The organism is Alistipes sp. dk3624 (assembly GCF_009557455.1).
Lineage (GTDB): Bacteria > Bacteroidota > Bacteroidia > Bacteroidales > Rikenellaceae > Alistipes_A > Alistipes_A hominis.
Window position 1 is genome coordinate 1,678,462 of the sequence record NZ_CP045651.1, and the last position, 26,028, is coordinate 1,704,489.

A 26,028-nucleotide genomic window follows, 5' to 3' on the forward strand; every position below is an offset into this window, starting at 1 on the left:
CGGACATTCTTTTCATAACCGTCCGCCGCCGGACGGCATGGCATGATTTTAGCTGAAGGTCAGCCATATCAGACTATCGCTTATGAATGCCAAACTCATTTTCACCGCCGGCATCCTGGTGTCGCTGCAAAACTGCGGCCATTCCGGGACACAACCCGCGCAACAAGAGATCCGCCCGGTAAAAGTATACGCCACCCAACCGCTCGGCTCGGTCGACAAGGACTTCGCCGGCATGTCCGTAGCCGACGATATTTCGAACCTGGCTTTCCGGATCTCGGGACAAATCCTAAAGATGAACGTCATCACCGGCCAGAGCGTCAAAAAAGGGGATGTAATCGCCGAGATCAACCCGCGCGAGTATTCGCTGCAAATGGAGGCCGACAAAGCCACCTACCTGACCGCCCGGTCGCAAATGGAGCGAAACAAACGGCTGCTCGAGAAGCAGGCGATCTCCCGCCAGGACTACGAAATGGCCGACGCCGCCTACGTCCGTGCGAAATCCGCTTACGAGAATTCTCAAACGACCCTCGCGGATACCCGACTGCGCGCGCCGTTCGCAGGGGCCGTCGAAAAGAAGTACGTAGACAACTACCAGCAGGTGATGGCCGGCGAACCGGTCGTGCGGCTGGTAAACCCGATCACCGAGAGCGTCATGTTCACGATGCCGGAGAGCGGATTGCAGACATTGAAGATCCCCGGCATCCGGTTCTCGGTAAAATTTGACAACTACCCGGGCGTCACGTTCGGCGCGCGGCTGAAAGAATACGTGCAGACCTCGACGCAGGCGACCGGCATCTCCGTCACGTTGACGCTCGAGGGAGAGAACCTGAAAAAATACGACATCGCTCCCGGCATGTCGTGCATGATCAACCTGCGGGTGAACAATCCCGACCGCCCCGGTCTGACGGCCGTACCGCTGACCGCCGTATTCGAACGCAACGACAGCAACTACGTCTGGACGATAGACCGCGAACGCCGCACCCGGCTGAACCGGGTCGAACTCGGCGAGCCGATCGGCAGCGACATGATCGCCGTCGAGAGCGGGTTGCTGCCCGGCGACACGGTCGTCACGGCGGGCATCTACCGGATCAATCCGAACGAAACGGTAAAAATCATCAAATAACCGGACCATGAATCTACCCCGCTACTCGCTCGACAACCGCAAGGTTATCTTTTTTTTCCTGGCCATACTGCTCGTCGGCGGCATTGTCGCTTTCACGCAACTGGGCAAAAAGGAAGACTCGCCATTCGTCATTAAAAGCGCGGCGATCGTCACCCGCTATCCCGGAGCGACGCCCGAAGAGGTCGAACAATTGATCACCGAACCGATCGAACGCGAAATCCAGTCGATGCGCCGCGTCTACAAGATCACGTCCGAGTCGTGGTACGGCATGTCGAAAATCATGATCGAACTGCAACCCTCGACGCCGGCCGGCGAGATGCCGCAGATGTGGGACGAACTGCGCCGCAAAATCATGAACGTGCAGCCCGCGCTGCCCGACGGGGCGTCGAACATCTCGGTCAGCGACGATTTCGGCGACGTCTTCGGCATCTATTACGGACTCTCGGCCGACGAAGGATTTACCTACGAAGAGATGCGCGACTGGGCGCAGCGAATCAAGACCGAACTGGTGACGGTGCCCGGCGTGCAGAAAGTCACGCTGTTCGGCGAACAGAACGGGGTGGTGAACGTCTACCTCAGCATGTCGGCCCTCGGCAACCTGTTCATCACGCCCGACGAAGTAATCCGCATCCTCAGCGGGCAGAACACGCTGGTCGGCAGCGGCGAAAAAATGGCCGGCCAGATGCAGATCAAGATCATCGAAACGGGAACTTATAAGAACCTCGACGACATCCGCAACCAGATTCTGACCTCGACCCAGGGTCTTCAGGTGCGCCTGGGCGACATCGCCCGGATCGAAGCGGGCTATGCCGAACCGCCAGGCACACTGATGCGCGTCAACGGCCGGCGGGCCATCGGGATCGGCGTTTCGACCGACCCGGAAAAAGACGTCGTCAAAACCGGCGCGCTGATCGAACGGAAACTGGCCGAGCTGAACCCGCAGATACCGATCGGCATCACGCTACAGACGCTCTATCCGGAAAACCAGATCGCTCGGGAAGCCAACAATACCTTCATCGTCAACCTGATCGAATCGATTTCGATCGTAATCGTACTGATCATGCTGATCATGGGTCTGCGCGCCGGCATATTGATCGGCAGTTCGCTGATCTTCGCCATCGGCGGCACGCTGCTGATCATGCAGTTTCTCGGCGTCGGCCTGAACCGTACTTCGCTGGCCGGATTCATCATCGCGATGGGAATGCTGGTCGATAACGCGATCGTCGTAACCGACAACGCGCAAAACGCGATCCTGCGCGGCGCGCGACGACGGCAGGCGCTGATCGACGGAGCTACCGGACCGCAATGGGGCCTGCTCGGAGCCACGTTCATTGCGATCTGCTCGTTCCTGCCGCTGTACCTGGCCCCGTCGGCGGTCGCCGAGATCGTCAAACCGCTGTTCGTCGTCGTAGCCATTTCGCTGTTGCTGAGCTGGATGCTCGCGCTGAGCCAAACCCCGCTATTCGGCAGCTACATTCTGAAAGAACAAACGCAGGCGGCTCCGCGAGACCCTTACGACCGGAAATTCTACCGCCTGTTCGACCAGTTGCTCGAACGGCTGATCCGCCGGCGCTGGTGGGTCGCGGGGATCATGGTCGCGCTGTTCGCCGGGTCGCTGCTGGTCATGGGAGCCATGCCGCAAAATTTTTTTCCGAACCTCGACAAGCCCTATTTTCGGGCCGACTGTTTCCTGCCCGACGGCTACAATATCCGGGATATGGAACGGAACATAATGCGGCTCGAAGAGTGGTTGTTACGGCAACCGTCCGTTAAGAACGTCTCGGCGACGATGGGCAGTTCTCCTCCGCGGTACTACCTGGCCAGCACTTCGTTCGGCCCGAAACCCAATTTCGGCAACCTGCTGGTGGAATTGACCGCGAAAGACTCGACGGCGGCGGTGGAGGAGCGTTTCAACGCCTATGCCCGCGCCAATTTCCCCGACCTGCTGGTACGCTCGTCGCTGTTCAAACTGTCGCCTGCGGTCGAAGCGGCCATCGAAATCGGATTCATCGGTCCCGACATCGACACGCTCGCCGCGCTGACCGAACAGACCGAAAGGTTGATGCGCGAGATCCCGGAAGTCACCGACATCCGCAGCAGTTGGGGCAACCCGATCCCGGTCTGGGAACCCGTTTATTCGCAGGAAAAAGGGCCCCGGCTCGGCATCACGCGACTCGCGGCAGCCCAGCAGATGACCATCGCCACCTCGGGCTACCAACTCGGCGAGTACCGTCATAAGGATCAGTTCATGCCGATTCTGCTGGTCGACGACGACCGGGCCGATTTCAACCTGAATAACCTGCGATCGGTGCCGATCTACTCGCCGAAAGGCAATGTCTATCCGCTCGAGCAGGTCGTCGACCGTTTTGATTTCGGATTCCGTTACGGCACGATCAAGCGCTACAACCGCGAACGGGTGATGATGGCCCAGTGCGACCCGGTACGCGGAGCCAATACGAAAGCGGCTTTCGGCAAGGTGCTCGAACAAGTGCGGTCGCGGATCGCGCTGCCCGAAGGCTACGACCTGAAGATCTTCGGCGAAGAACAGGGACAACAGGAGTCGAACGCTGCGCTGGCCGCCAACATGCCGCTCACGTTCATACTGATATTCATCACGCTGCTGCTGCTGTTCCGTACCTACAAAAAACCGGTCGTCATCGTGCTGATGGTGCCGATGATTTTCATTGGCGTCGTCGTCGGCCTGTTGGCTACCGGCAAACAGTTCGACTTTTTCGCGATGCTCGGCCTGTTGGGACTCGTCGGCATGAACATCAAGAACGCCATCGTACTGGTCGACCAGATCGGCGCCGAAACGGCAGTCGGCAAAAGCCCCTACGACGCCGTTCTGTCGGCGACCCGATCGAGAATCGTCCCGGTCATGATGGCCTCCGGCACCACGATCCTCGGTATGCTGCCGCTGCTGTTCGATTCGATGTTCGGCGGCATGGCCGCCACGATCATGGGCGGACTGCTGGTCGCTTCGCTGCTGACTATTCTGGTACTGCCCGTCGCTTACTGCCTGTTTTTCGGAATCCGTAAACCGGCGCCTGCAAACCCTTAAAACAAACCCCGCAATGCGTACGAAATTCATATACCTATTACTGATCGCAGCCGTATCCGGCTCCGCCGCCGCCCAGGACACGCTCTCGCTCGACGACTACCGACTCCGCGTCCTGCAATACAGCTACACGCTGAAACAGGCCGCCGAGCAGACCCGCGCCGCAGAGGCCGCCGTCCGGGGCAGCTACACCGGTTTCCTGCCTCAACTCAGCGCCGACGGCGACTTTTCGATCAACTTCCGAAAACGTTTTCAGAGCGACCGGCTGCTGAAACCCTATTCGTTTTCGTTGCAGCCGGCTCTGGTACAGCAAATTTACGTCGGAGGAAGCGTCCGCGATAGTTACCGACAGGCGCAGGTGAATCAAGATCTGTTCCGGTTGCAGGAACAGCAATCGGAGCTGGACGTCGCCTACCTGGCCGAATACAACTACTGGAATCTGGCTTCGAACAAAGCGCTGCTGGACATCACGACCCGCTACGAAGCGATCGTCCGCGAAATGTTCAACGTAGTGCAGACGCGTTTCGACGACGGCTACGTAGCCCGCAACGACCTGCTGATGATTCAGACCCGATTGCAGGAAGCTGAATTCAGCCGTATACAGATCGAAAACGCCTACCGTATTTCGCTGCACAATTTCAACATCCTGATGGGAGAAAAACCCGACGCGCCCCGCCATGCGGCCGACTCGATCACGCAATCCGTTCCGCCGTTGCAGGAGATAGCCCCGGAAGAGGCCGTCCCGTCGCACCCGTCCTACCTGATCGCCGGCAAACAAATCGACCTACAACGGTACAACGTCAGACTGGCGGCTTCGCGGTTCAACCCGCAGCTCTCGGCCGGCGTGCAGGGCATTTGGAACACCCCGTCGCCGAACTATCACGGACAGACCCGGATCGACGGGCTGGCATTCCTACGGCTGAACATCCCGATTTTCCACTGGAACGAACGGCGTCACACGGTCCATGCGGCCGAAGCGACGCTCCGCTCGTCGCAGTATGCGCAGGCCGCCGTCGCGGACAACCTTTCGGTAGCGATCTCGAACGCATGGACAAACATCACCGAAGCGAATTTGCAGATCGCGACCGCCCGCTCAAACCTCGACGTCGCACGCGAGAACCTGTCGCTGAACACGTTCAGCTACAACGAGGGGGTACTGACCATCCTCGACGTCATATCCGCGCAACTTTCGTGGTTACAAGCTTATACGAACGCCGTAACGGCCCATTTCAACGAAAAGGTCGCCATTTCGGCCTATAAGAAAGCGATCGGCCGCTACGATTTTTCCAGATAATCCGCACGACCGTCGCCACCGCACGACCGCGGCTTACAGTGCGATTTCCAGAAACAAAGCGGCCATCCGTTTACGCCTTCTCTACCCCGCGATCTCGCTCAATTCGAGCCACCGCATACTTTTTTCGTCGATCAGGGCGATCACCTCGCCGATCCGCACCGATTTGGCGGTAAGCTCCCCGACAGATAGGCTGCCGCTGCCGAGCAGTCGCTCCAGCTCGGCCTTTTCTTGCTCCAACTGCGGAATCTCCTGTTCGAGCCGTTCCATCTCTCGGTTTTCCTGATACGTCCGCTTGCGTTTGCCGGACGGCGCGGACGACTGTTTCGGCATTTGCTTTTCCTGTATCTTCTTGTTCTCCTGCGATCCGGCCGCCCGTTCTTCGGACTCTTTCAGCCGTTTCCACTCAAGGTAATCGCTGTAATTCCCCGGAAAATCCTTGATCTGCCCGCCGCCCTGGAAAACCAGCAGGTGATCGGCTACTTTGTCCATGAAATAACGGTCGTGCGAAATTACGATCAAACAACCGCCGTAACCCTGCAAGAACTCTTCGAGCACTTGCAGCGTCATAATATCCAGGTCGTTGGTCGGCTCGTCAAGCACCAGAAAATTCGGATTGCGCATCAGCACCGTGCAGAGGTACAGCCGTCGCCGTTCGCCGCCGCTGAGTTTTTCGACATAATCGTACTGCGTCTGCGCCGTGAACAGGAAATACTGCAAAAATTGCGACGCGCTCAACCGGCGCCCTTCGCCCAGCTCGATATGTTCAGCGATTTCGGTCACCACGTCGATCACCTTCGCGCCATCGTCGAACGACAGCCCGTCCTGCGAATAGTAGCCGAAACGGACCGTCTCGCCGATATCGATCGTCCCGGCATCCGGCTGCACCAGCCCCATCAGCATCTTGATAAAGGTCGATTTTCCGGTGCCGTTGTCGCCGACGATACCCATTTTTTCGTAACGGGCGAAACGGTAGTCGAATCCGTCGAGAATCACCTTGTCGCCGAAACGTTTGGAAAGCCCCCGCACCTCGAAGATCTTTTTCCCGATGTAAGCCGCTTTGACGTCCAGCCGCACATTTCCGCTCTCGCGGCGCTTGCGCAGCCGTTCCTCGAGTTCGCCGAACGACTCGACCCGCGAACGCGCTTTCGTCCCGCGCGCTTGCGGCTGCCGGCGAATCCACTCCAACTCGGTACGGTACAGATTGTTATCGCGCTCGCGTTGCGCATCGGCCGCATCGAGCCGCTGCTGCCGCTTTTCGAGATAAAGGCTGTAATTGCCGTGATACACGTACGCCTGCCGGTCGTCGATCTCAACGATGTCCGAGCAGACCCGGTCGAGGAAATAACGGTCGTGAGTCACCATCAGCAAGCTCAGTCGGGTATGAGCCAGATATTCTTCGAGCCATTCGGTCATCTCAAGGTCGAGGTGGTTCGTCGGTTCGTCGAGGATCAGCAGGTCGGGTTCGGCGATCAGCGCATTGGCCAGAGCGACCCGCTTGACCTGACCGCCGGACAACTGTCCGGTCGGCTGATCAAAATCCTTAATTTTCAACTGCGTGAGGATCTGCTTGACCCGCGATTCGTAGTTCCAGGCATCCTGCGCGTCCATTTCGGCCATCGCCCGGTGCAAAACGTCTTCGTCTGCCGACGCCACCGCCTGTTCGTAGGCGGCAACGGCGCGCAACGCGGGCGAATCGGCCAGGAAACAGGCGTCCAGCACGGTCGTTCCTTCGGGAAACGCGGGATTTTGTTCCAGATAAGCTACTTTCAGATCCCGGCGGAACGTGATCCGCCCCGCCTCGTAATCCTCGCGCCCGGCAATGATGTTGAGCAGAGTCGTTTTGCCCGTCCCGTTCTTCGCAATCAGTCCGATACGCTGCCCTTCGCCGACTCCCAGCGACAAATTTTCGAAAAGCACCCGGTCGCCGAACGATTTGACGAGTCCCTCCACCTGAAGATAACTGACCATAAATTCCCGTTTTTCGTACAAAGATAAAAAGTTACGGCCGATTCGTCCGGTTTTTCATAGTCAGGTCCGGAAAAATGCAACGGAAAAGAAAACCGGAGAGAAACCGTCGCAAAAAAATCCACCCGTTTCGGAGTGGATTTTAAATCGAACGTTTCCGGCAGAACTACTTCGCAACTTCCTGCTGAGCCTGCTGGATCATGTTATCGTTGGCCGTAATCAGGATCTCCACGCGGCGGTTCTGCGCACGCCCTTCCTCGGTCGAGTTGTCGGCGATCGGCGCATCGTAAGCCAGTCCGCGCGTAGTAATCCGGTTCGGATCGATCTTCTGACCTATCAAATAGTTAGATACGGCCTGCGCACGTTCCTCGGACAATTTCTGATTGATCTCGCGGCTGCCCGTATTGTCCGTATGACCGTAGATCGCCACGTCCGTCTCGGGAGATTGGGCCAGCGAAGAAGCGAATTTCTTCAGCGCCGAACGCGAAGCGTCGCCCAGTTCGCTCTTTCCGGTGGCAAACAGGATCTTGTCGTCGAATGTCACCTTGATGGCGGGCACGTTGTTTTCGTCGGTCACGGTTTCGACCTTCGCGCCCTCGATTTTTTCGAGTTCGGCTTTCTGCTTGTCCATCCGCTTACCGATCAACGCGCCGACTCCCGCGCCGACTCCCGCGCCGACCAGCGTACCGATCGCGGCGCCCTTACCGCCTCCGGCCAACGCGCCGATCCCGGCGCCGGCAACGGCTCCGCCGCCGCCGCCGATCGTAGCGCCTTTACCCGTAGAACTCATGTTCTGAAAAGCCGCGCAACCGGTCATCAGCAATGCCGCCGACAACATGGCGGCCATCGAAAATTTTCCTGTTCTCATATCCGTCGCAATTTACTCCGATACTTATCGGATAATAGTCTCCTCACGGTCGGGTCCCACCGATACGATCTTCACCGGCACGCCCGTCTCTTTTTCGATAAATTCGATATATTCCTTCAGTCGGGTGGGGAACTGATCGTAGTTCCGTATCCCGTTGATGTTGCAGTTCCATCCTTCGAACTCCTTGTATACCGGAACGATCTCCCCGTTGACCTCATACGGGAATTCGGTCGTCTCCTTCCCGTCCACCTTATAGGCTACGGCGACTTTCAGTTTTTCGAAATCGTTCAGCACGTCCGACTTCATCATGATCAGCGCGGTCACCCCGTTCATCATCACCGAATAACGCAGCGCCACCATGTCGAGCCATCCGCAGCGGCGCGGACGCCCGGTGGTAGCACCAAATTCCATGCCGATCCGGCGCATCTTCTCGCCGTCCTCGTCGAACAGCTCGGTCGGGAACGGACCGCTGCCGACCCGCGTGCAGTATGCCTTGAAAATCCCGTACACATTGCCGATCCGCGACGGAGCCACCCCGAGACCGGTGCAAACCCCAGCGCAAAGCGTATTGGAAGAGGTCACGAAAGGATAAGTGCCGAAATCGATATCCAGCATCGATCCCTGAGCCCCTTCGGCCAGGATCGCCTTGCCCTCGTCGAGCAACCCGTTGATTACGTGCTCGCCCTCGATAAAACGGAAACGCTTCAGGTTTTCGATCCCTTCGAGCCACTCCTTCTCGTAATCGGTGATATCGAACTGGAAATCGTATTGCCGCAGCAATTCCAGATGTTTCGCTTTCAGTCGCTGGTAACGCTCTTCGAACGCGGGAGAGAGAATATCCCCTACGCGCAACCCGTTGCGTCCGGTTTTGTCCATGTAGGTCGGGCCGATTCCTTTCAGCGTCGAACCGATCTTGGTCTTGCCTTTGGAAGCTTCGGAAGCCGCGTCGATGATCCTGTGGGTCGGTAGGATCAGGTGCGCCTTTTTGGCGATCAGCAGCTTGCTCTGTACGTCGACGCCGTCGGCCTCCAACGTGGCGATCTCGTCGGACAGGATCACCGGGTCGATCACGACGCCGTTGCCGATGATATTGATCGATCCGTCGCGGAAAATCCCGGAAGGAATCGTGTGGAGCACGTATTTTTTGCCTTCGAAATGAAGGGAATGTCCGGCGTTCGGCCCACCCTGGAAACGGGCGATCACCTGATAGTCGGGGGTCAGTACGTCCACCACCTTTCCTTTACCTTCGTCACCCCATTGCAAACCTAAAACAACATCTATTTTTTTCATTGGTACGGTTAGAATAATTTCACAACGCAAAATTGCTTTCAAAGGTACGTAACTTTTTCATAACATAAAAGACGTCCGCAAAATTTAAGCGCTATTTTCGCGCCCGGCAAGAACGCTGGAACGAAGGGCGGTACCGCCCCGGAAACAAAAGCGCGTCAAAAGCGAAATCGGCGAACGCCCGTCCCGCAGCACGGAGCCGCGACGGTTCGATTGCGGACGATACTACTTTCGCCCGTCCGTCCGTTAATTTAACCGGAAAACACTCGGGGGTTTTCGGTAAAATAATTAACTTAGCACCTTAAAACGGGAATGCGAATGCGAAAAATACTGCTGATTCTGTTGTTGCTGGCAGCCGTCGGGCCGCACCGGGAAACAAAAGCGCAACTCAACAAGGCCTACTTTTTCTACGTGGGACAGAACTTCCTGATCGACAGCAAGTATCAGGATGCGATCGAGGTGCTCAATATCCTGTTGCGGGTCGACTCGACCGCCACCGAGGGTTATTTCCTGCGCGGCATCGCCAAATACAACCTCGACGACCTGCTGGGCGCCGAACAGGATTTCACGCTCGCCATCCGCCAGAATCCGGTTTTTACGACCGCCTACCAGTACCGCGCCATCACCCGTTCGCGGCTGGGCAATTACGACGACGCCCTGAAAGATTTCCAGGAAGCCATCGACCTGCGCCCCGACCGTCCCGGCCCCTATTACAGCCGCGGAGTCACCTTCCTGCTGAGCCAACAGTTCGAAAAAGCCATCGCGGATTTCACGACTTTCATCCGCTACGACAACAAGGTCTCGGACGCCTACCTGAACCGCGGCACCAGCTACCTGTACATGAAGGACACCACGCGCGCCCTGGAAGACTACAACCAGGGCATCCGCACCAACTACTACGACCCGAACGGTTACAACCGTCGCGGCTCGCTGTACCTGAGTCAGAAAAAATACGACCTTGCGAAACAGGATTTCGACCGGGCGATCGGCTACGACTCGACTTTTATCCCGGCTTATTTCAACCGGGCGCTGGTCTACTCGAACACCCGGCGGCCGGTCGACGCCATCGAAGATTTCAGCCGGGTGATCGAACTCGACTCGACCAGCGCGCTGACCTATTTCAACCGGGCGATCTTGCGTACGCAGATCGGGGACTACAACAAGGCGCTGGAAGACTACGACCGGGTGGCGCTGTACTCTCCGAACAACGTGCTCGTCTACTATAACCGGGCCGGCCTGTACGCCCAACTGGGCGATTACGACGCGGCCATCCGCGACTATTCGCGCGCCATCGAGCTCTATCCGGACTTCGCCAACGCCTACCTGAATCGCTCGTCGCTACGTTACGCGACCAAAGACCTGAAAGGTTCGCGCAGCGATAAAGAAACCGCCGACCGGAAAATCGCCGAATACCGCTCGAAGCTGAACGACAGCACCTTCTCGATCTACGCCGACACGAGTCGCCAGTTCAACCAACTGCTATCGTTCGAAAATAATTTCACCGACGAAGAATACCAGCAGGTCAATGCCAAAAGCGCCGACATCGCGCTGTTGCCGCTGTTCAAATTCTCGTTGGCACAACCCGACAGCACCCGGAACGCCGAGATTCCGCAGCAGTTCCAGCCCTATTACTCGGAAGAAGCCGAGCGTTTCAAAAAGCAGATCGGCCTGCCGCTGTTGAAATGGGTGAACCGCGACAGCGACGTTCCGCCCGATTCGCTGATCGCGTTCGATGCGGCGAACGGCGATTCGATCCGGACGGGAAGCGACTCATGGCAGATCTATTTCAAACGGGGACTCTCGCAATCGCTGATCAAGCAGTACACCAGCGCCATTTCGAACTATACGGCGGCGATCGACCGCAACCCGTCCAACCCGTTCCTGTACCTGAACCGCAGCACGACGCAAAGCGAGATGATCGACTTCGTCTCGTCGATCGACAACAGCTTCCAGCGGATCGCCATCGAAAGCGACCCGGCCAACCGCCTCAAGACTCAATCGACCCGTACGTACAATTACGACGAGGCGATCGGCGACCTGAACAAGGCGATCAAGCTGTTACCCGATTTCGCCTACTCGTATTACAATCGCGCCAACCTGTACTGTCTGTCGGGACAAATGTCCGAGGCGTTGGAGGATTACACACGGGCCATCGAGCTGAACCCGCAGTTCGGAGAGGCGTACTACAACCGGGGACTGATCCAGATCTACCTGAAAGACACCCACAAAGGATGTCTCGACATGAGCAAGGCCGGGGAACTGGGTATCCAGCAAGCTTATAAAGTATTGAAAATATACGGGCAGCCGGGCAATAAATAGCCCGGCTACGACGACACCGGCAGCGAACGCGCCGCTTCCGGGTCGACGGAAAAAGACTAACAGCAAACCGATCCGATGAAAGAGATCATACGGAAAAAAATGGCCGCGTCGCCCGTCCTGCGCTGGACGGTACTGGGACTGGTATCGTTCACGATGCTGACCGGCTACGTCATCGCCGACGTCATGGCGCCGCTGAAAACCCTGCTCGAACAGCAGCTCGGATGGGACAGCTCCGACTACGGGCTGTTCACGAGCGGTTACGGCTGGCTCAACATCTTCCTGCTGATGCTGATTTTCGGCGGTATGATCCTCGACAAAAAAGGCGTCCGTTACGCCGGCGTCCTGTCGGTCGGGCTGATGATCGGGGGCACCCTGCTGAAATACTGGGCAATCACTGCCGACCTCGGCGGAGCGGTCTCGTCGTTTTCGATCGGAGGGCATTCGCTTTTCTCGGTCAAATCGCAGGTGCTGTACGCGACGCTCGGATTCGCCGTTTTCGGCGTCGGCGTCGAAATGATCGGCATTACGGCCAATAAAGCGGTCGTCAAATGGTTCCGCGGACGGTCGCTCGCGCTGGCCCTCGGCATCAACGTAGCGGCGGGACGGATCGGAACCGCGATCGCGATGTTCGGGTCGCTGCCGCTGGCTCGGATGACGGGCAATCCGGGCGCTCCGCTCGCCGTATGTCTGTTGCTGCTTTGCATCGGTCTGCTGAGCTTCCTGGTTTTCTGCGTGCTGGACCGGCGGGAAGACCGGGAAACGGAAACGCTCCCCGGCACGGAAAAAGAGGAAGAATTCAAACTGTCCGACATCGTCAAAATAGCGAAAATCAAAGCTTTCTGGTACATTACGATCCTTTGCGTGCTGTTTTATTCGGCCGTTTTCCCGTTCCTGAAATACGCCACCGAACTGATGATCCAGAAATTCCACGTATCGCCCGGATTCGCAGGCGCGATACCGGCCCTGCTGCCGTTCGGAAACATCTTGCTCACCCCATTGTTCGGCAGTATTTACGACCGACGGGGACACGGGGCTACGATCATGCTGATCGGCTCGGCGCTGCTGGTCTGCGTATACACTCTGTTCGCAATCCCGGCGCTCACGGCAAACTGGATGGCCGTCGTGCTGGTACTGGTACTCGGAGCCGCCCTTTCGCTGGTGCCGTCGGCCATGTGGCCTTCGGTGACGAAAATCGTCCCGTACCGGATGCTGGGCACCTCCTATTCGATGATTTTCTGGATACAGAACTGGGGCCTGGCCTTCGTCCCGCTGTTGATCGGCGTCGTGCTCAAGAACCATTGCATCGCCGGCACCGTCGTGATCGACGGCGTGGTATCCACGCGCTACGACTACACGCTGCCGATGCTGATCTTCGCCGGATTCGGGGCGCTATCGATCGTCTTCGCGCTGCTGCTGCGCCGTGAAGACGCCCGCAAAGGATACGGACTTGAAAAACCGAACGACGAATTGCAAACGAACTCAACCACTAAAACTCAAATACCATGAAAAGAAGAGATTTTTTACGCGTCACACTGGTCGGAGGCGCCGCAGCGGCGGTAGCGCCGCTCGATTTATGGGGAAAAGGAACCGGCAAATCGGGTTTTACCCTCTGGCAACTTCCTTCTCAGGTAGACACGATCGGAAATTCGTTCGTTTTTCTGACGGACAAAGGGCGCGTCATCGTCATGGACGGCGGAATGAACGACGAAACGCTTTTCCTGCGGGGATTCATCGCCGCACTCGGCAACGAAGTGGAAGCATGGTTCACGTCGCATCCGCACAACGACCACGTCGGCGCGCTGACCAAGATCCTGCAAAAACCCGACGGCATGAAAATCAATAAGGTATACCACTCCCGTTTCTCCGACTCGCTGCTCGCCTGCGAGGCCCCCTATCAACAATATGCGCTGGACTATTACGAAGCGCTGGACAAATCGGGCATCGAGGTGGCGAACCAGACCGAACCGGGGCTGACCGGACAGATCGACGGCCTGAATTTCAAGATCCTGGGAGTGACCAACGAAGAGTTCCGCACGAACCCCTATAACAATTCCAGCATGATCATCCGCGTGTGGGACAAAGCCAAATCGCTCGTATTCCTCGGCGATGCCGGCGTCGAGTGCGGCAACAAAGCGCTGAACGGCCCCTACCGCAAAGACCTCGACTGCGACTACCTGCAAATGGCCCATCACGGGCAGCAGGGTTGCGACGAAAACTTCTACAAAACGATCGATTTCAAAGCCTGCCTCTGGCCCACGCCGACTTGGGTATGGAACAACGACCAGGGGAAAGGTTTCAACACCGGCCCGCTGAAAACGATCGACACCCGCCGCTGGATGGATGAAAAGGGAATCAAAGAGCACCACGTCAGCTGTCTGGGACTGTTCAAACTCGGGTAACCGAACCCAGAAACGGCATTTTTTAAAGTCCCCGGAATCTTATCCTTCAGATTCCGGGGATTTGCCGTCCGGCCAATCCCGGAACCGAAACAACACCAATCAAAAAAGGGAACCGGAATTTTCTAATTCCGGTTCCTTTTCTGAATTTATATCGCAACTTTTACTTGCTCAGGTTGATGATCGAAGCGACCATCGCCGCCAGAGACGCCGTCGAGGACATCATTCCCATCACGTTAGCCAGCCCGTTCCCCTTGCGCTCCTGTTTCATCGGAACGATCACTTGACAGCCGGGCTCCACTTTCGGATAACGCTTGCAGAGGAATCCGCCGCGGGTAGCCGCCACTTTGCCGTTCATGTAGACGACGAAAGGACGCCTGCGCGCCTCCTGCTTGTAACCGCCGGCCTGATAAATATAATCCTTCACTTTCGACCGGTCGTACACGACGGTATTCTGGTACAACACGGCTCCCGACACGCGCACCGTACTATTGAATTTCGGAATAAAGATGCGGTCGCCGTCCTGCAGGATGATATCGTCGTTAGAACCCGGATTCTTAACGGCCGCCATTACGTCGATCCCCACCGGATAATAATCGGGAATCTCGACGGACTGCGTCGATACGGAATCCTTCCCCTTGTTCGTATTGGCAATCGCCATCACGGCTGCGACTTTGGCGCGGTCGTCGGCAGTCAGCCGCCGCTGCACGCTCGCCCCGACGACATAAGCTTCCGGCGTAAAACCACCCGCTTTCTTGATGATATCGGACAGCCGTTCCCCGGCCGAAGCGAGCACATACTCGCCGCCGAAAAGTATTTCGCCGGTAATCGCCACGCTTTGCTGCTCGGAATACCCCGGAGACCGGCGGATATAGATCTCGTCGAACGGCTCGATCAGAAACCGGCTGTCTTCCGGCGCGATCTTCAAATCTTCCGATATCTCGAAAGAATAATTTTCCGCGATTTTAGGCGAATAGGAAGTCGATTGGGGATCCTTGATCCGGCGGGCCACCTCGATCTTGGCCAGCGAGGCCGATTCCCGCAAACCGCCGCAGATCAGGACGACGTCTTCCACGGTCATCCCCTTGCGGAAAGTAAACGTATGCGGGTTGTTGACCTCTCCCTTCACCGTAACCGTATATTCTTCCCGCAAATCGTAGATATTCGGAATGTAAACCCGATCCAGGTTTTGCAGCGCGATGTCCGTCTGTCCGCCGACGATCTCCCGAACGTCGAACGGGATCACCGTATAATTGTTCGCCATATCCACCCGGGTGATCTGTCCCCGCGAGGCGAACTCGCTGCCCTTCAACCCTTCGGCTTTTGCGATCAACTGCGACAATGTCGCGATTTTTTCGGAAAATTCGTACTCGCCCGGACGCCATACGGCTCCTTCGATCGCAACCATGTTCGCATACATCGGCAGCACCTTCCCGATGCTCACGCTATCGCCGTCCAACAGCTCGAACGTCCCGAAATCGGCTTTATCCACCGTCAGAATGGTCAGCATCCGGCCGCTCTTGCGGTGCACCGTCACGTTGTCGCTGTAAGCATCCCCGGTAAAACCACCCCCGAAATCGATCAGCCGGGCCAGCGTCTCGCCGTCTTTCATGTCGTAAATACGCTCCCGCTTGATCTTTCCCCCGATCGTCACGTGGTTGTCATAAGGCGGCACGATGATCATATCGTTGTCTTCCAGCCGGATATTCGTCTCGTATTTCCCGTTGATCAGGTAGTCGTACACATCCAGATCGGCGATTTGCTTGCTGTTCCGGAAAACCTGAATATGCCGGAGCGACCCGATCCCGTTGACCCCGCCGGCCGAATAGATCGCATTGAACAGCGTCGCCAGCGAAGGCAGCGTATAAGTCCCCGGAGTAACGACCTCCCCGGAAATATTGACCTTGATGCTGCGAATCTGCCCCAGCGACACCTTCACCTGTCCGTTCATGATCTCGTGAATCCGGGATTCGACCCTTTTTTGGGCTTCGGCAACCGTCAATCCGGCCAAATTGATCGGGCCGACCCCCTGGATGCTGATACTGCCTTCCGGGGAAATTTTCTCCTGTACGCGCGATTCCGCCTCGCCCCAGACTTCGATGATCACCTCGTCGCCGGGCCCCAGCACGTAACTGGGCGGAGTAGCCATGTTGTAACTCGGCGCGAAAGTCAGGTTCTTCGTCGAAAATATCTCCTGTCCGAAAACGGTATTCCGGATGAGGGAATCGACCGAACGGCGCTGAACGGCAGTCTTATCCTCCGATGCCTGCCGCTGATCGGCGGAAGCTTCCCGTCGCACTTCGTTCCCGCCCGTGTCCGCGGACGTATCCGCTCGGGAAGATTGAGAAGAAGAGGGAGAAGTCGCATGCATCGCCGCATTGATCTGGGCGTCCGAAGCTCCCATCGCTTTCGCCTGCTGCACCATTCCCGGCGTAACGACCACCTGGCCCGACGCGCCCGTTAGCATCAACAAGGCCCCTATGAGTAAAGCATAACCTGATTTACGTGTCGAATTCATATGAAATATTATAATTTTATCAAAAAAACGGTTCGGATTAGTAAAACGCAACTGCCCTGATTCTATTATCCGCTCACTTCCCGGTCGGATTTGTTTTGCGATTGCCCAGTATGTCCAGCAAGCGAATCAACAAAATGCCCAGCACGATATCGATCGCAAAGAGCAAATTGATATTCAAATCTTTCAACAAGATGTTCAACAAAATAAAACCGGCCTGCAAAGCGATAATCACCATCGCGCTGCGGAAATGAGTCAGCCCGATCCGCAGCATTTTATGATGAATATGTCTCTTGTCGGGGTAAAACGGGGAGAGCCCCGCCTTGATCCGCACGCAAAAAACGCGAAGCGTATCGAAGGCCGGGATAAACACCATCCCCAGGAATACGGCCGGAGCCGACCGTATGTGAAACATATCGGTATTGATATTCATGTTGTAGAATTCCAACCCGAAAAAAGCGATCAGGTAGCCCAGCGTCAGCGACCCGGTATCCCCCATGAATATTTTCATCCGCTTTCCCGACACGTTGTAAAAGAAAAAGACGCTCACCACGCCGGCGATCCCCATCGTCATCATGCCGTAAACATACAGTTCGTTCCAGCAGAACCATCCGCCCAGCGTCCCCAGGGCGAGCAGGGCAAGCCCCGAACAAAGGCCGTCGATCCCGTCGATCAGGTTATACGCATTGACCAGCAAAACCACCACCAACACCGTCAGGATACAGCCCGCCCATACCGGGATCTGATACAGTCCGAAAAGACCGCCCAAGTTCTCGATTCCTATCCCGCCGAAAATCAGCAGAATAGCCACCGCGATCTGCATCACGAACTTGCTTTTGTACGACACGCCCGACAGATCGTCCGACAGTCCGGTGAAAAAAATGAACGTGACCCCCGCTATCAGGAACATGATCTCGCGGAAAACATCCGTTTCCAGCGCGGTCGCCGTGATATCGTAACCCAGATAGTACCGCAGTCCCATCATCAGCGAAACCGAGAACAGGAAAGCCGGGAAGAAAGCGACGCCGCCCAAACGGGGAATATTCGTATGATGGAGCTTACGTTCGGAAAACTCATCGAAAAGCTTCTTTTTTTTAGCGATCAGGATGATTTTCGGAATCGTCAAACGTCCGACCAGAGCCGAAATCAGAAACGTAGCTATGACAAACAATTTCAACATTGCGTATTCAGTAGAAACAAAGCCTTGCAAAAATACGAATTATGTTTGACATTCTGCCGGTCTGCATTCCATTTTTATTCGTTTCGGCCGAAAACGTCATTTTTCAACGATAAAACCCTGTTTTTATAAAATAAAACGTTATTTTCACCGCTTGTATTGAGCCGGAGCAGGAATACGGGGAACCCTGCTTTTCAAAAACTGTAAATCAATGAGAATTGCGATTGTCGGCAGCGGGTACGTCGGATTGGTATCGGGCACCTGCTTCGCGGAAATGGGGATCAAAGTCACCTGCATAGATACGAATCCGGAGAAGATCGAACGCCTGCAAAACGGAAAGGTTCCGATCTACGAACCGGAACTGGACACGCTGATCCAAAAAAACATGCGGGCGGGACGCCTGTCGTTCGGAACCGATTTGGGCGCGGTCGTCAACAGCGTCGACGTCGTCTTCATCGCGGTCGGCACGCCGCCGGACGAAGACGGGGGGGCGGATCTGAGCCATGTGCTCGACGTCGCGAAAACGTTCGGGGCGAGCGTTTCGAAGTATACGCTGCTGGTCACCAAAAGCACGGTACCGGTAGGCACCGCCGCGAAGGTCAGGGAAACGGTCGAACGGGAACTGGCGGCACGCGGGATCGAAGTCCCGTTCGACGTGGCTTCCAATCCGGAATTTCTGAAAGAGGGAAATGCCATCAAAGATTTCATGAGTCCCGACCGCGTGATCGTAGGAATCGACAGCGAACGGGCCCGCAAACTGATGACCCGGCTCTACCGGCCTTTCCTGCTGAACAACTTCCGTGTGATCTTCATGGACATCCCGTCCGCAGAAATGACCAAATACGCGGCCAACTGCATGTTGGCTACGCGGATCAGCTTCATCAACGACATCGCCAACCTGTGCGAACTGGTCGGAGCCGACATCCACATGGTTCGCAAAGGGATCGGCAGCGATCCGCGAATCGGCAGCAAATTCCTCTATCCGGGCTGCGGTTATGGGGGGTCCTGCTTCCCGAAAGACGTCAAGGCGCTGATTCATACGGCAGAACAGCGCGGATACCGGATGCAGGTGCTCCACGCGGTCGAAAGCGTCAACCAGCAGCAGAAACGCGTGCTGTTCGACAAGTTGATGCGTTATTTCGGCGGCGATCTGACCGGCAAGCGGATCGCGATGTGGGGCGTCGCCTTCAAACCGCAGACGGACGACATCCGCGAAGCTCCGTCGCTGGTGCTGATCGACCTGATCCTCCGGGCCGGCGGCCGGATCACCGTATACGACCCGGTAGCGATGGACGAATGCCGCCGCGTCGTCGGAGACAAAGTCGCCTATGCGAAGGACATGTACGAAGCGGTCGTCGATGCGGACGCCCTGCTGCTGGTCACCGAATGGAAAGAATTCCGGATACCGTCCTGGCCGGTCATCGAACGGACGATGCGCTGTCCGGCGCTGTTCGACGGCCGCAACATTTACGACAAACACGAATTCGACGGCACGTCGATCGTCTACCACTACATCGGGGGCTGATCCGAGGCGGCCCCGTTTCCCGGCTGCAGTTCCGGACAAAAAAACGGCGGAGTCTGTTCAAGACTCCGCCGGATTCATATTTTTGACGGTCGTCAGAATCCCACGCCGATCCGGAAACCGAAATTATTCAACTGGTCGGTCTTGTATTTCAACACCGTCCCGCTGTTGGTCGCATAGCTATAATAAAGAGCGAAGTGAAACCCGAAGCCGGATGCCCCGAACGGGCGAACGTTCAGACCGATTTCCGGCGACATATAGAATCCCCACGTCTTTTCATAGGCTTCCAATATGTAGAAGTTGGAAGAAATGCGCGCGTAATTGGCGCCGAGTTTCAGGGCTACGTAAGGTTCCAGCACGTTCGTCTGCAAGAAACGATAACGTCCGGTGGCGCCGAACGGCAACTGGAAGACCGAATGCTGCTGATCGGTAGTCACCGTCGAAGTCTCGCCGACCGGAAAAGTCTGCCTCGGAATGTACTCGTTGTTGGTATGGTAAGCGATGAACGCACCCACGCCGAAATTATTCGGGAAATAATAACCGCCCTCGAAGTTCATTCCCCAGCCGCTCGATTTATCGGCGAAGCTGGCTCCGAGCGGCACGTTGTACTGCCAGTCGATATTCAGATAGATGTTGTCGTTGCCCTGAGCACGACCGACGGACGGCAGCAACAACGCCGCAACGGCAACCGCTGCCCATCCCGTTAATTTGCTTTTTATGTTTTTCATGATATTCTGCTGTTTTTAAATTCTACATGGGTTGAAACGGAACTTATTCCCCGACTGCGGCGCTTCTGACCAGATAGGGGGACTGCACGAACGACTGATTGATAGCCCTTACGGTCAGTTCCATGTTGAACGCGTCCGATCCGCTCAGCAATCCGCTCAGGAAGCTGTTCCAGACGACGGTCAGTTTTCGGTCGGCGCTGGGCGACGTACTCAGGTCGACCATCTCGGTCAGCAGCGAACCGACGCTGTAACTGTACACGACCGGATAAGGGTAATACCAGTATCCCCAATCGCCCCAGTAGCCGGGAAGCCAATAACCGGGATATTCGTTCCACCAATAAGGATTGCGGTAATCCACGAAATAGGCGACGCTCTGCACGTAGCTGATCTGCAAACCGACGTCGGCTTCCGATTTATCGTCCGTACGGACATAACCGCAGGCCTGCATGTTATCCTCATAGGCTTTCAGGATATCGGCGGCCTTGCTGCCCGTCCAGTATTCCGGATCTTTCGTATCGCCGATCACCATCACACTGTCGGGCATATAATAACGGGTGAAACGGTTGAAATCCGCCTTGCCGTCGTAATTGGTAAACACCAGAAAATCACTGCTCAGATCTCCCAGATCCGGATCCTCCCGACAAGAGGTCAGTGCAAAAACGGCAATCAAAACGTAAATTAATTTTTTCATACTCTTTGCTATTTAATAAGGTTTTCGAATTCTATAAATACTACAACCGAATCTATTTCAAAATCCGTTCCACACTACTTTCGCCCCGTCTGCCGAAACCGCGCCGACCGGCGGCAAATCTCCTCCCGAACTTCCTGCTTTTGCGCCCGAACGCGATGTTTTTTCATTCCCGAAACCGCTCCCCGATAAATCTTTATTTTGTTCCGAAAAGACTTTCTTAAGGCATAAATCTTGCGATGCACGACAAAAATTCGTATCTTTGAGCAGATGAGACGTTTTCTATAATTATTCTAACTTTCGAGAAAGATGGTGCTGGATGCCGGGAATATCCTGTTGGTGGGAGCGGTTTTATTGTTTGTGAGTATTGTCGCGGGAAAAGCCGGTTACAAGTTCGGCGTGCCGATGTTGCTACTTTTTCTCGGCGTGGGGATGGCATTCGGCAGCGACGGCGTAGGCATCCAGTTCAACAGCCCGACGATCGCCCAGTTCATCGGAATGATCGCACTGAGCGTCATTCTGTTTTCCGGGGGCATGGACACCAAGTTCAAAGAGATCCGCCCGGTTCTCGGACAGGGAATCATCCTCGCTACGTTGGGCGTCATGCTGACCACCGCCATCACCGGAGGAGCCATCTACCTGATTACGGATTATCTTTTCCCGAGTTTTTCGCTGACGCTTTACGAATCGCTGCTGCTGGCCGCCGTAATGTCGTCGACCGATTCGGCCTCGGTATTCTCGATATTGCGATCGAAAGGACTGAAACTCAAAGAGAACATGCGTCCGCTGCTGGAATTCGAAAGCGGCAGCAACGACCCGATGGCCAACATCCTGACGATCCTGTTCATCCAGATCATCCAGGTCGGCGAAATGAGTTTCGGCGAGTCGGTTTCGATCCTGCTGTTGCAGATCTCGATCGGGGCCGTCGCCGGATACGTGCTCGGACGCATCTCGTTGCTGCTGATCAACCGGCTGAACATCGACAACCGCTCCTTTTACCCCGTGTTGCTGCTGGCCTGCGTCTTCTTTATCTTTTCGTTCACGAATCTGATTCAGGGCAACGGCTATTTGGCCGTTTACATCGCCGGGCTGGTCGTCGGCAACAACAAAATGCCGCATCATCGCAGCACAGCGACCTTTTTCGACGTCATCGCCTGGCTTTCGCAGTTGGTCATGTTCCTCACGCTCGGACTGCTCGTCAATCCGAAAGAACTGATCCCGGTAATGGCGATCGGGCTGCTGATCTCGGTCGTAATGATCTTCCTGGCCCGCCCGGCGACCGTATTCCTATGCCTGCTTCCGTTCCGCAAAATGAGTACCCGCGCCAAATCCTACGTGTCGTGGGTCGGTCTGCGCGGCGCCGTACCGATCATTTTCGCCACTTATCCGCTCACGGCGGGTATCGAAAACGCATCGCTGATCTTCAACATCGTATTCTTCATCACGATCGTCTCGCTGGTCGTACAGGGCACGACGGTGAACTTCATGGCTAAAAAACTGAAACTGACGGACGACACGGCTTCCAAAAGCCGGAAATTCAACTTCGAAGAACTGCCGGCGGAGATCAAATCCACCCTGTCCGAAATCGACGTGACCGCCGACATGCTGGTCAAAGGCGACCGGCTGATGGACCTGCCGCTGCCGGACGACGAACTGGTCGTGACCGTCAAGCGCGACGACACCTTCTTTATTCCGAACGGACGCAGCAAGCTTTATCTGAACGACAAGCTGATGATCATTTCGCACAGCAAAAAAAATCCGGACACGGAAGTCCCGGATTCCAATACTCCGTCCGAACCGGCATCCTGAATGCCGGAAACCTAACGGCGGACGTAATCCAAAAAAACGAAAGGATGTTCGAACTTTTCGCCGCGTTCGCGACGTTCCTCGCGTACCGGCGTCCAATCGGCCGGATTCCACGCCGGGAAAAGGGTATCGCCTTCGTAATCGGCCTCCACCCGCGTCAGGTAAAAGCGGTCGGCCAGCGGCAACGCCTGGGCATAAATCTGCGCGCCGCCGATCACGAAAATCTCTTCGGACGGATCGAAACGCCGGATCGCATCCTCCAACGAACCGGCGACGACGCACCCTTCGGCGCGGTAACCGGTCTGCCGGGTCACCACGACGTTGATCCGGTTCGGCAGCGGACGCCCGAGCGATTCGAAAGTCTTGCGTCCCATAATCACCGGATGCCCGGTAGTAATCGCCTTGAACCGGCGTAAATCTTCCGAAATATGCCAGATCAGCCGGTTGCGATCCCCGATCACCCCGTTGCGCGCTACGGCCACGATAATCGAGATCATACGGCGATCGGCGCTTTAATAGACGGCCAGGGATCGTAGCCTTCGAGCGAAAAATCCTCGTAGCGGAAGTCGAAGACCGATTTGACGTCGGGGTTGATCTTCATCACCGGCAACGGTCGCGGCGTGCGCGCCAGTTGCAGGTCGACCTGTTCGGTATGATTCAGGTAGATGTGCGCATCGCCGAGCGTATGCACGAACTCGCCGGGCCGCAGGCCGGTCGCCTGCGCGATCATCATCGTCAACAGCGCATACGAAGCGATATTGAACGGCACGCCGAGAAAAACGTCCGCGCTGCGCTGGTAAAGCTGACAGGAGAGTTTGCCGTCCGCCACGTAGAACTGGAACAGCGCATGGCACGGCGGCAGCGCCATCCTATCGATCTCGGCCACGTTCCACGCGCTGACGATCAGCCGGCGCGAGTCCGGATTGCTGCGGATCTGGTCGACCACCTGCGCGATCTGGTCGATATGGCTGCCGTCCGGCGCGGGCCAACTGCGCCACTGGTATCCGTAAATAGGTCCGAGGTCGCCGTTGGCATCGGCCCATTCGTCCCAAATCGTCACGTTGTTGTCGTGCAGATAGCGGATGTTGGTATCGCCGCCCAGGAACCACAGCAGCTCATGAATAATCGAACGCAAGTGCAGCTTTTTGGTCGTCAGCGCCGGAAACCCCGCTCCGAGGTCGAAACGCATCTGATAGCCGAACGTGCTGATCGTACCGGTACCCGTGCGGTCGCCTTTCACGGTGCCGCAGGTCTTGATATGGCGGAGCAGGTCGAGATATTGTTGCATGTCGTTATGATGTTGTCGGATAGCTGTTCAGCGTAAATCCGTTTTGATCCAGTTTGCCGTAAGTGGGGCGGTCGATCCACTCGCCGAGGAATGCGATCCGGCTGCCGCCCGCGAGCGGAACGATCTCCGCGCAATGAATATGCCCGCAAACGAACAGGTCGATCCCCGGATGTTCTTTCAGGAAATCGGAGGCGAAACGCACGATCGGCTCTTCTGCGCCGCGGAACGCATGCCGGATCGGTTTCGCCTTACGGTTCGAACCGCTCCACCAATGGCCGAAACGCATCGCCGCATTCGGATGGACGAATGTCGAGAAAACCCACTGGATCGCCCGGCTGCGAAACACCCGGCTCAGCAGCCGTCCCCCGCGCCCCCGCTTGCCGAACACATCGCCGTGTCCGATGAAAACCCGTTTCCCGGCCAACGCGAGAATTTCGTAATCGGCTCGGTGCAGTACCACCCCGCACTCGGTCTGCAAGTAGTCGAACGCCCAGAGGTCGTGGTTACCGGGAAAAAAATGGACGGCGACCCCTCGGTCGGTCAGTTCCGACAGTTTTCCCAGCAGCCGCGTGAACCCTTTCGGCACGACGCGCCGATACTCGTACCAGAAATCGAAAACATCGCCCACCAGAAAAATCGCCTCGGCATCCGCAGACACTTCGTCGAGCCAGCGGACGAACAACCGCTCGCGCGTGGCGTGCGTCTGCCCCACCTTGAGGCCCAAATGGATATCCGACGCGAAATAGTACATTACCTGACCAGTTCGGCGACTTTATTTTTCAGTTGATCCCCGAAAAGGTTACGAGCCACGATCGCACCGTCGGAACTGATCAGCACGTTCGACGGCACGGCCTGGACGTTATAGCTCATGGCCGCGATACCGCCCGTGCCGCGCGGATCGAACACGTTGATCCACGGGAGCTTCTGATCCTGCACCACCGTCACCCAGTCGGCTTTCTCGTCGTCCAGCGATACCTGATAGATGGCCAGTCCTCGGTCTTTATAAGTTTTATACAGCTCCCTCATTTCGGCGTTTTGCACCGGATAGCGGGAATCCCGGGTCGACCAGAAACTGACGAGGATTGTTTTTCCGTCCAGCGAAGACAACTTCTGATCCTTGCCGTACACATCCTGCAAGTCGATTTCCGGATAATTCAGCGCGTTCCCCGACTGGTTCTGTATCCGGTCGGCCAGTTCGAGCACCTTTTTCCGCTCTTCGATCTCTTTTTGAAGCACCTTCACGCGCGAAGCATCGGGATAGCGCACCGACGACGAATCCGCGACGATCCGGTAATAGATCAGATCGGTTTTTTCATTGAACAGCCACGGGTCGTCCGGCAACCGTTGGTACAGCGCATAAACGGCAGCCATCGACGAAGGATGGGCCATAATGAAAGCGATGTGCTCGCGCTTGATCCGGTAATACTCCGCCAGGTACTGATCCAGCAGGTTTTTCCGCCGCTTTTCGGTATCCGCCACCACGGGCGTATTCCGGTAAATCTTCGACAACGAATCGAGCGTCGCGACGCCGTTGCCGTACTGCGTATTGAACTGCTTGAGCAACTGCGACTCCTCGGAGCCTTCGACCGTGTAGTTCCGGGCCAGGTCGCACAGCGAGTTGACCTCGATCCGGTCTCCGGGCGTCACGATCAGCGGAATCGCACTGCCGTCGCAAAGCAGGTTGTAAAATACGGGGCCTTTCTCGGGCAGCTTCACCCGAAAACGGAAATCGCCCCCTTGGTCGATAACGGTCGAATCCACGATCCGGCGTCCCTGCGTCGTAACCATTTCCAGCAACACGGTATCGTGAGACAGTCCCGAGAAAGAGCCCTGGACACGCGCTTTGCGATCCTGTCCGCAAGATGCGATCAACACGGTCAGGGTAATGACCGAAAGAATCTTTTTCATACAGTTTCCTCTCGTATTATCAATACGGTCGTCACGGCCGGGCCGAAGCACGAAACCCGTGACTTTTTTAAAGTTACAAAAATAGA

Annotated in this window: 19 protein-coding genes and 1 pseudogene; 8 read left to right on the forward strand and 12 right to left on the reverse strand. The window is 56.4% G+C overall.

Going from position 1 to position 26,028, the window contains the following annotated elements:
* Nucleotides 1-82 precede the first annotated feature (82 nt).
* The 3 genes from GFH31_RS07205 to GFH31_RS07215 are packed head-to-tail and all read left to right on the forward strand — an operon-like array spanning nucleotide 83 to nucleotide 5,475.
* Nucleotides 83-1,123 carry an efflux RND transporter periplasmic adaptor subunit gene (locus tag GFH31_RS07205; RefSeq protein WP_153497713.1) on the forward strand — a complete coding sequence of 347 codons (1,041 nt, stop codon included), beginning with the start codon at nucleotides 83-85 and terminating at the stop codon, nucleotides 1,121-1,123.
* Between the two features lie 7 nt (nucleotides 1,124-1,130).
* Nucleotides 1,131-4,184, forward strand: a complete 3,054-nt coding sequence (locus tag GFH31_RS07210) for an efflux RND transporter permease subunit (protein ID WP_118655618.1) — start codon at nucleotides 1,131-1,133, stop codon at nucleotides 4,182-4,184.
* Between the two features lie 13 nt (nucleotides 4,185-4,197).
* The gene (locus tag GFH31_RS07215) at nucleotides 4,198-5,475 is read left to right on the forward strand and encodes a TolC family protein (protein WP_101573575.1); all 1,278 of its coding nucleotides are present in this window, start codon (nucleotides 4,198-4,200) and stop codon (nucleotides 5,473-5,475) included.
* A gap of 81 nt (nucleotides 5,476-5,556) precedes the next feature.
* On the opposite strand, the gene GFH31_RS13055 is transcribed toward GFH31_RS07215, so the two are convergent.
* The 4 genes and pseudogenes from GFH31_RS13055 to GFH31_RS07230 all read right to left on the reverse strand — a co-directional run bounded on the left by GFH31_RS13055 (nucleotide 5,557) and on the right by GFH31_RS07230 (nucleotide 9,598).
* Nucleotides 5,557-5,868, reverse strand: coding sequence for an ABC transporter C-terminal domain-containing protein (locus GFH31_RS13055; RefSeq protein WP_410488884.1), 312 nt, complete (start codon nucleotides 5,866-5,868; stop codon nucleotides 5,557-5,559).
* Nucleotides 5,862-7,443, reverse strand: a pseudogene (locus tag GFH31_RS07220) (ABC-F family ATP-binding cassette domain-containing protein); the annotation flags it as partial. The gene GFH31_RS13055 and the pseudogene GFH31_RS07220, both read right to left, overlap by 7 nt.
* A gap of 163 nt (nucleotides 7,444-7,606) precedes the next feature.
* Nucleotides 7,607-8,308 (reverse strand): OmpA family protein, encoded by a 702-nt coding sequence (locus GFH31_RS07225; protein ID WP_101573577.1) that lies wholly within the window; start codon nucleotides 8,306-8,308, stop codon nucleotides 7,607-7,609.
* Nucleotides 8,309-8,332: 24 nt separating this feature from the next.
* Entirely contained in the window at nucleotides 8,333-9,598 is a 1,266-nt protein-coding gene (locus tag GFH31_RS07230; protein ID WP_055203044.1) for an adenylosuccinate synthase, read from the reverse strand.
* A gap of 315 nt (nucleotides 9,599-9,913) precedes the next feature.
* Here GFH31_RS07230 and GFH31_RS07235 point away from each other — a divergent pair, with 315 nt between their 5' ends.
* From GFH31_RS07235 to GFH31_RS07245, 3 genes are all read left to right on the forward strand, one after another.
* Nucleotides 9,914-11,914 (forward strand): tetratricopeptide repeat protein, encoded by a 2,001-nt coding sequence (locus GFH31_RS07235; RefSeq protein ID WP_101573672.1) that lies wholly within the window; start codon nucleotides 9,914-9,916, stop codon nucleotides 11,912-11,914.
* A gap of 75 nt (nucleotides 11,915-11,989) precedes the next feature.
* Entirely contained in the window at nucleotides 11,990-13,420 is a 1,431-nt protein-coding gene (locus GFH31_RS07240) for an MFS transporter (protein ID WP_118655616.1), read from the forward strand.
* A complete protein-coding gene (locus tag GFH31_RS07245; RefSeq protein WP_153497715.1) occupies nucleotides 13,417-14,313 on the forward strand; it encodes a ComEC/Rec2 family competence protein in 897 nt (298 codons plus the stop codon). Before GFH31_RS07240 ends, GFH31_RS07245 begins: the two co-directional genes overlap by 4 nt.
* 160 nt (nucleotides 14,314-14,473) lie before the next feature.
* Here GFH31_RS07245 and GFH31_RS07250 read toward each other — a convergent pair whose 3' ends face one another.
* Together GFH31_RS07250 and GFH31_RS07255 are read right to left on the reverse strand one after the other, a co-directional pair.
* Entirely contained in the window at nucleotides 14,474-16,828 is a 2,355-nt protein-coding gene (locus GFH31_RS07250; RefSeq protein WP_228385733.1) for an SLBB domain-containing protein, read from the reverse strand.
* 73 nt (nucleotides 16,829-16,901) lie between these two features.
* Nucleotides 16,902-18,005: an MraY family glycosyltransferase gene (locus tag GFH31_RS07255; protein ID WP_153497716.1), complete on the reverse strand. Its 1,104-nt coding sequence runs from the start codon at nucleotides 18,003-18,005 to the stop codon at nucleotides 16,902-16,904.
* Nucleotides 18,006-18,213: 208 nt separating this feature from the next.
* Between GFH31_RS07255 and GFH31_RS07260 the strand changes: the two genes are divergently transcribed.
* Nucleotides 18,214-19,527 carry a UDP-glucose dehydrogenase family protein gene (locus GFH31_RS07260; protein ID WP_118457933.1) on the forward strand — a complete coding sequence of 438 codons (1,314 nt, stop codon included), beginning with the start codon at nucleotides 18,214-18,216 and terminating at the stop codon, nucleotides 19,525-19,527.
* Between the two features lie 92 nt (nucleotides 19,528-19,619).
* Here GFH31_RS07260 and GFH31_RS07265 read toward each other — a convergent pair whose 3' ends face one another.
* Both GFH31_RS07265 and GFH31_RS07270 read right to left on the reverse strand, forming a co-directional pair.
* Nucleotides 19,620-20,252, reverse strand: a complete 633-nt coding sequence (locus tag GFH31_RS07265; RefSeq protein WP_101573587.1) for an outer membrane beta-barrel protein — start codon at nucleotides 20,250-20,252, stop codon at nucleotides 19,620-19,622.
* 43 nt (nucleotides 20,253-20,295) lie between these two features.
* Nucleotides 20,296-20,943, reverse strand: a complete 648-nt coding sequence (locus tag GFH31_RS07270; protein WP_101573589.1) for a DUF4136 domain-containing protein — start codon at nucleotides 20,941-20,943, stop codon at nucleotides 20,296-20,298.
* Between the two features lie 306 nt (nucleotides 20,944-21,249).
* Here GFH31_RS07270 and GFH31_RS07275 point away from each other — a divergent pair, with 306 nt between their 5' ends.
* Complete coding sequence (locus GFH31_RS07275; RefSeq protein WP_101573591.1) at nucleotides 21,250-22,749, forward strand: potassium/proton antiporter; 1,500 nt, start codon at nucleotides 21,250-21,252, stop codon at nucleotides 22,747-22,749.
* Nucleotides 22,750-22,760: 11 nt separating this feature from the next.
* Here the strand turns inward: GFH31_RS07275 and GFH31_RS07280 are convergent, their stop codons facing one another.
* The 4 genes from GFH31_RS07280 to GFH31_RS07295 are packed head-to-tail and all read right to left on the reverse strand — an operon-like array spanning nucleotide 22,761 to nucleotide 25,942.
* Complete coding sequence (locus GFH31_RS07280) at nucleotides 22,761-23,243, reverse strand: dihydrofolate reductase (protein WP_055203025.1); 483 nt, start codon at nucleotides 23,241-23,243, stop codon at nucleotides 22,761-22,763.
* Nucleotides 23,240-24,034 carry a thymidylate synthase gene (locus GFH31_RS07285; protein ID WP_153497717.1) on the reverse strand — a complete coding sequence of 265 codons (795 nt, stop codon included), beginning with the start codon at nucleotides 24,032-24,034 and terminating at the stop codon, nucleotides 23,240-23,242. The genes GFH31_RS07280 and GFH31_RS07285 overlap by 4 nt, the downstream gene beginning before the upstream one ends.
* Nucleotides 24,035-24,038: 4 nt before the next feature.
* Nucleotides 24,039-24,785, reverse strand: coding sequence for a UDP-2,3-diacylglucosamine diphosphatase (locus GFH31_RS07290; protein ID WP_101573593.1), 747 nt, complete (start codon nucleotides 24,783-24,785; stop codon nucleotides 24,039-24,041).
* On the reverse strand, nucleotides 24,785-25,942 hold the full coding sequence (locus tag GFH31_RS07295) for a TlpA disulfide reductase family protein (protein WP_101573595.1): 1,158 nt from the start codon (nucleotides 25,940-25,942) through the stop codon (nucleotides 24,785-24,787). Before GFH31_RS07295 ends, GFH31_RS07290 begins: the two co-directional genes overlap by 1 nt.
* Nucleotides 25,943-26,028: the final 86 nt, after the last annotated feature.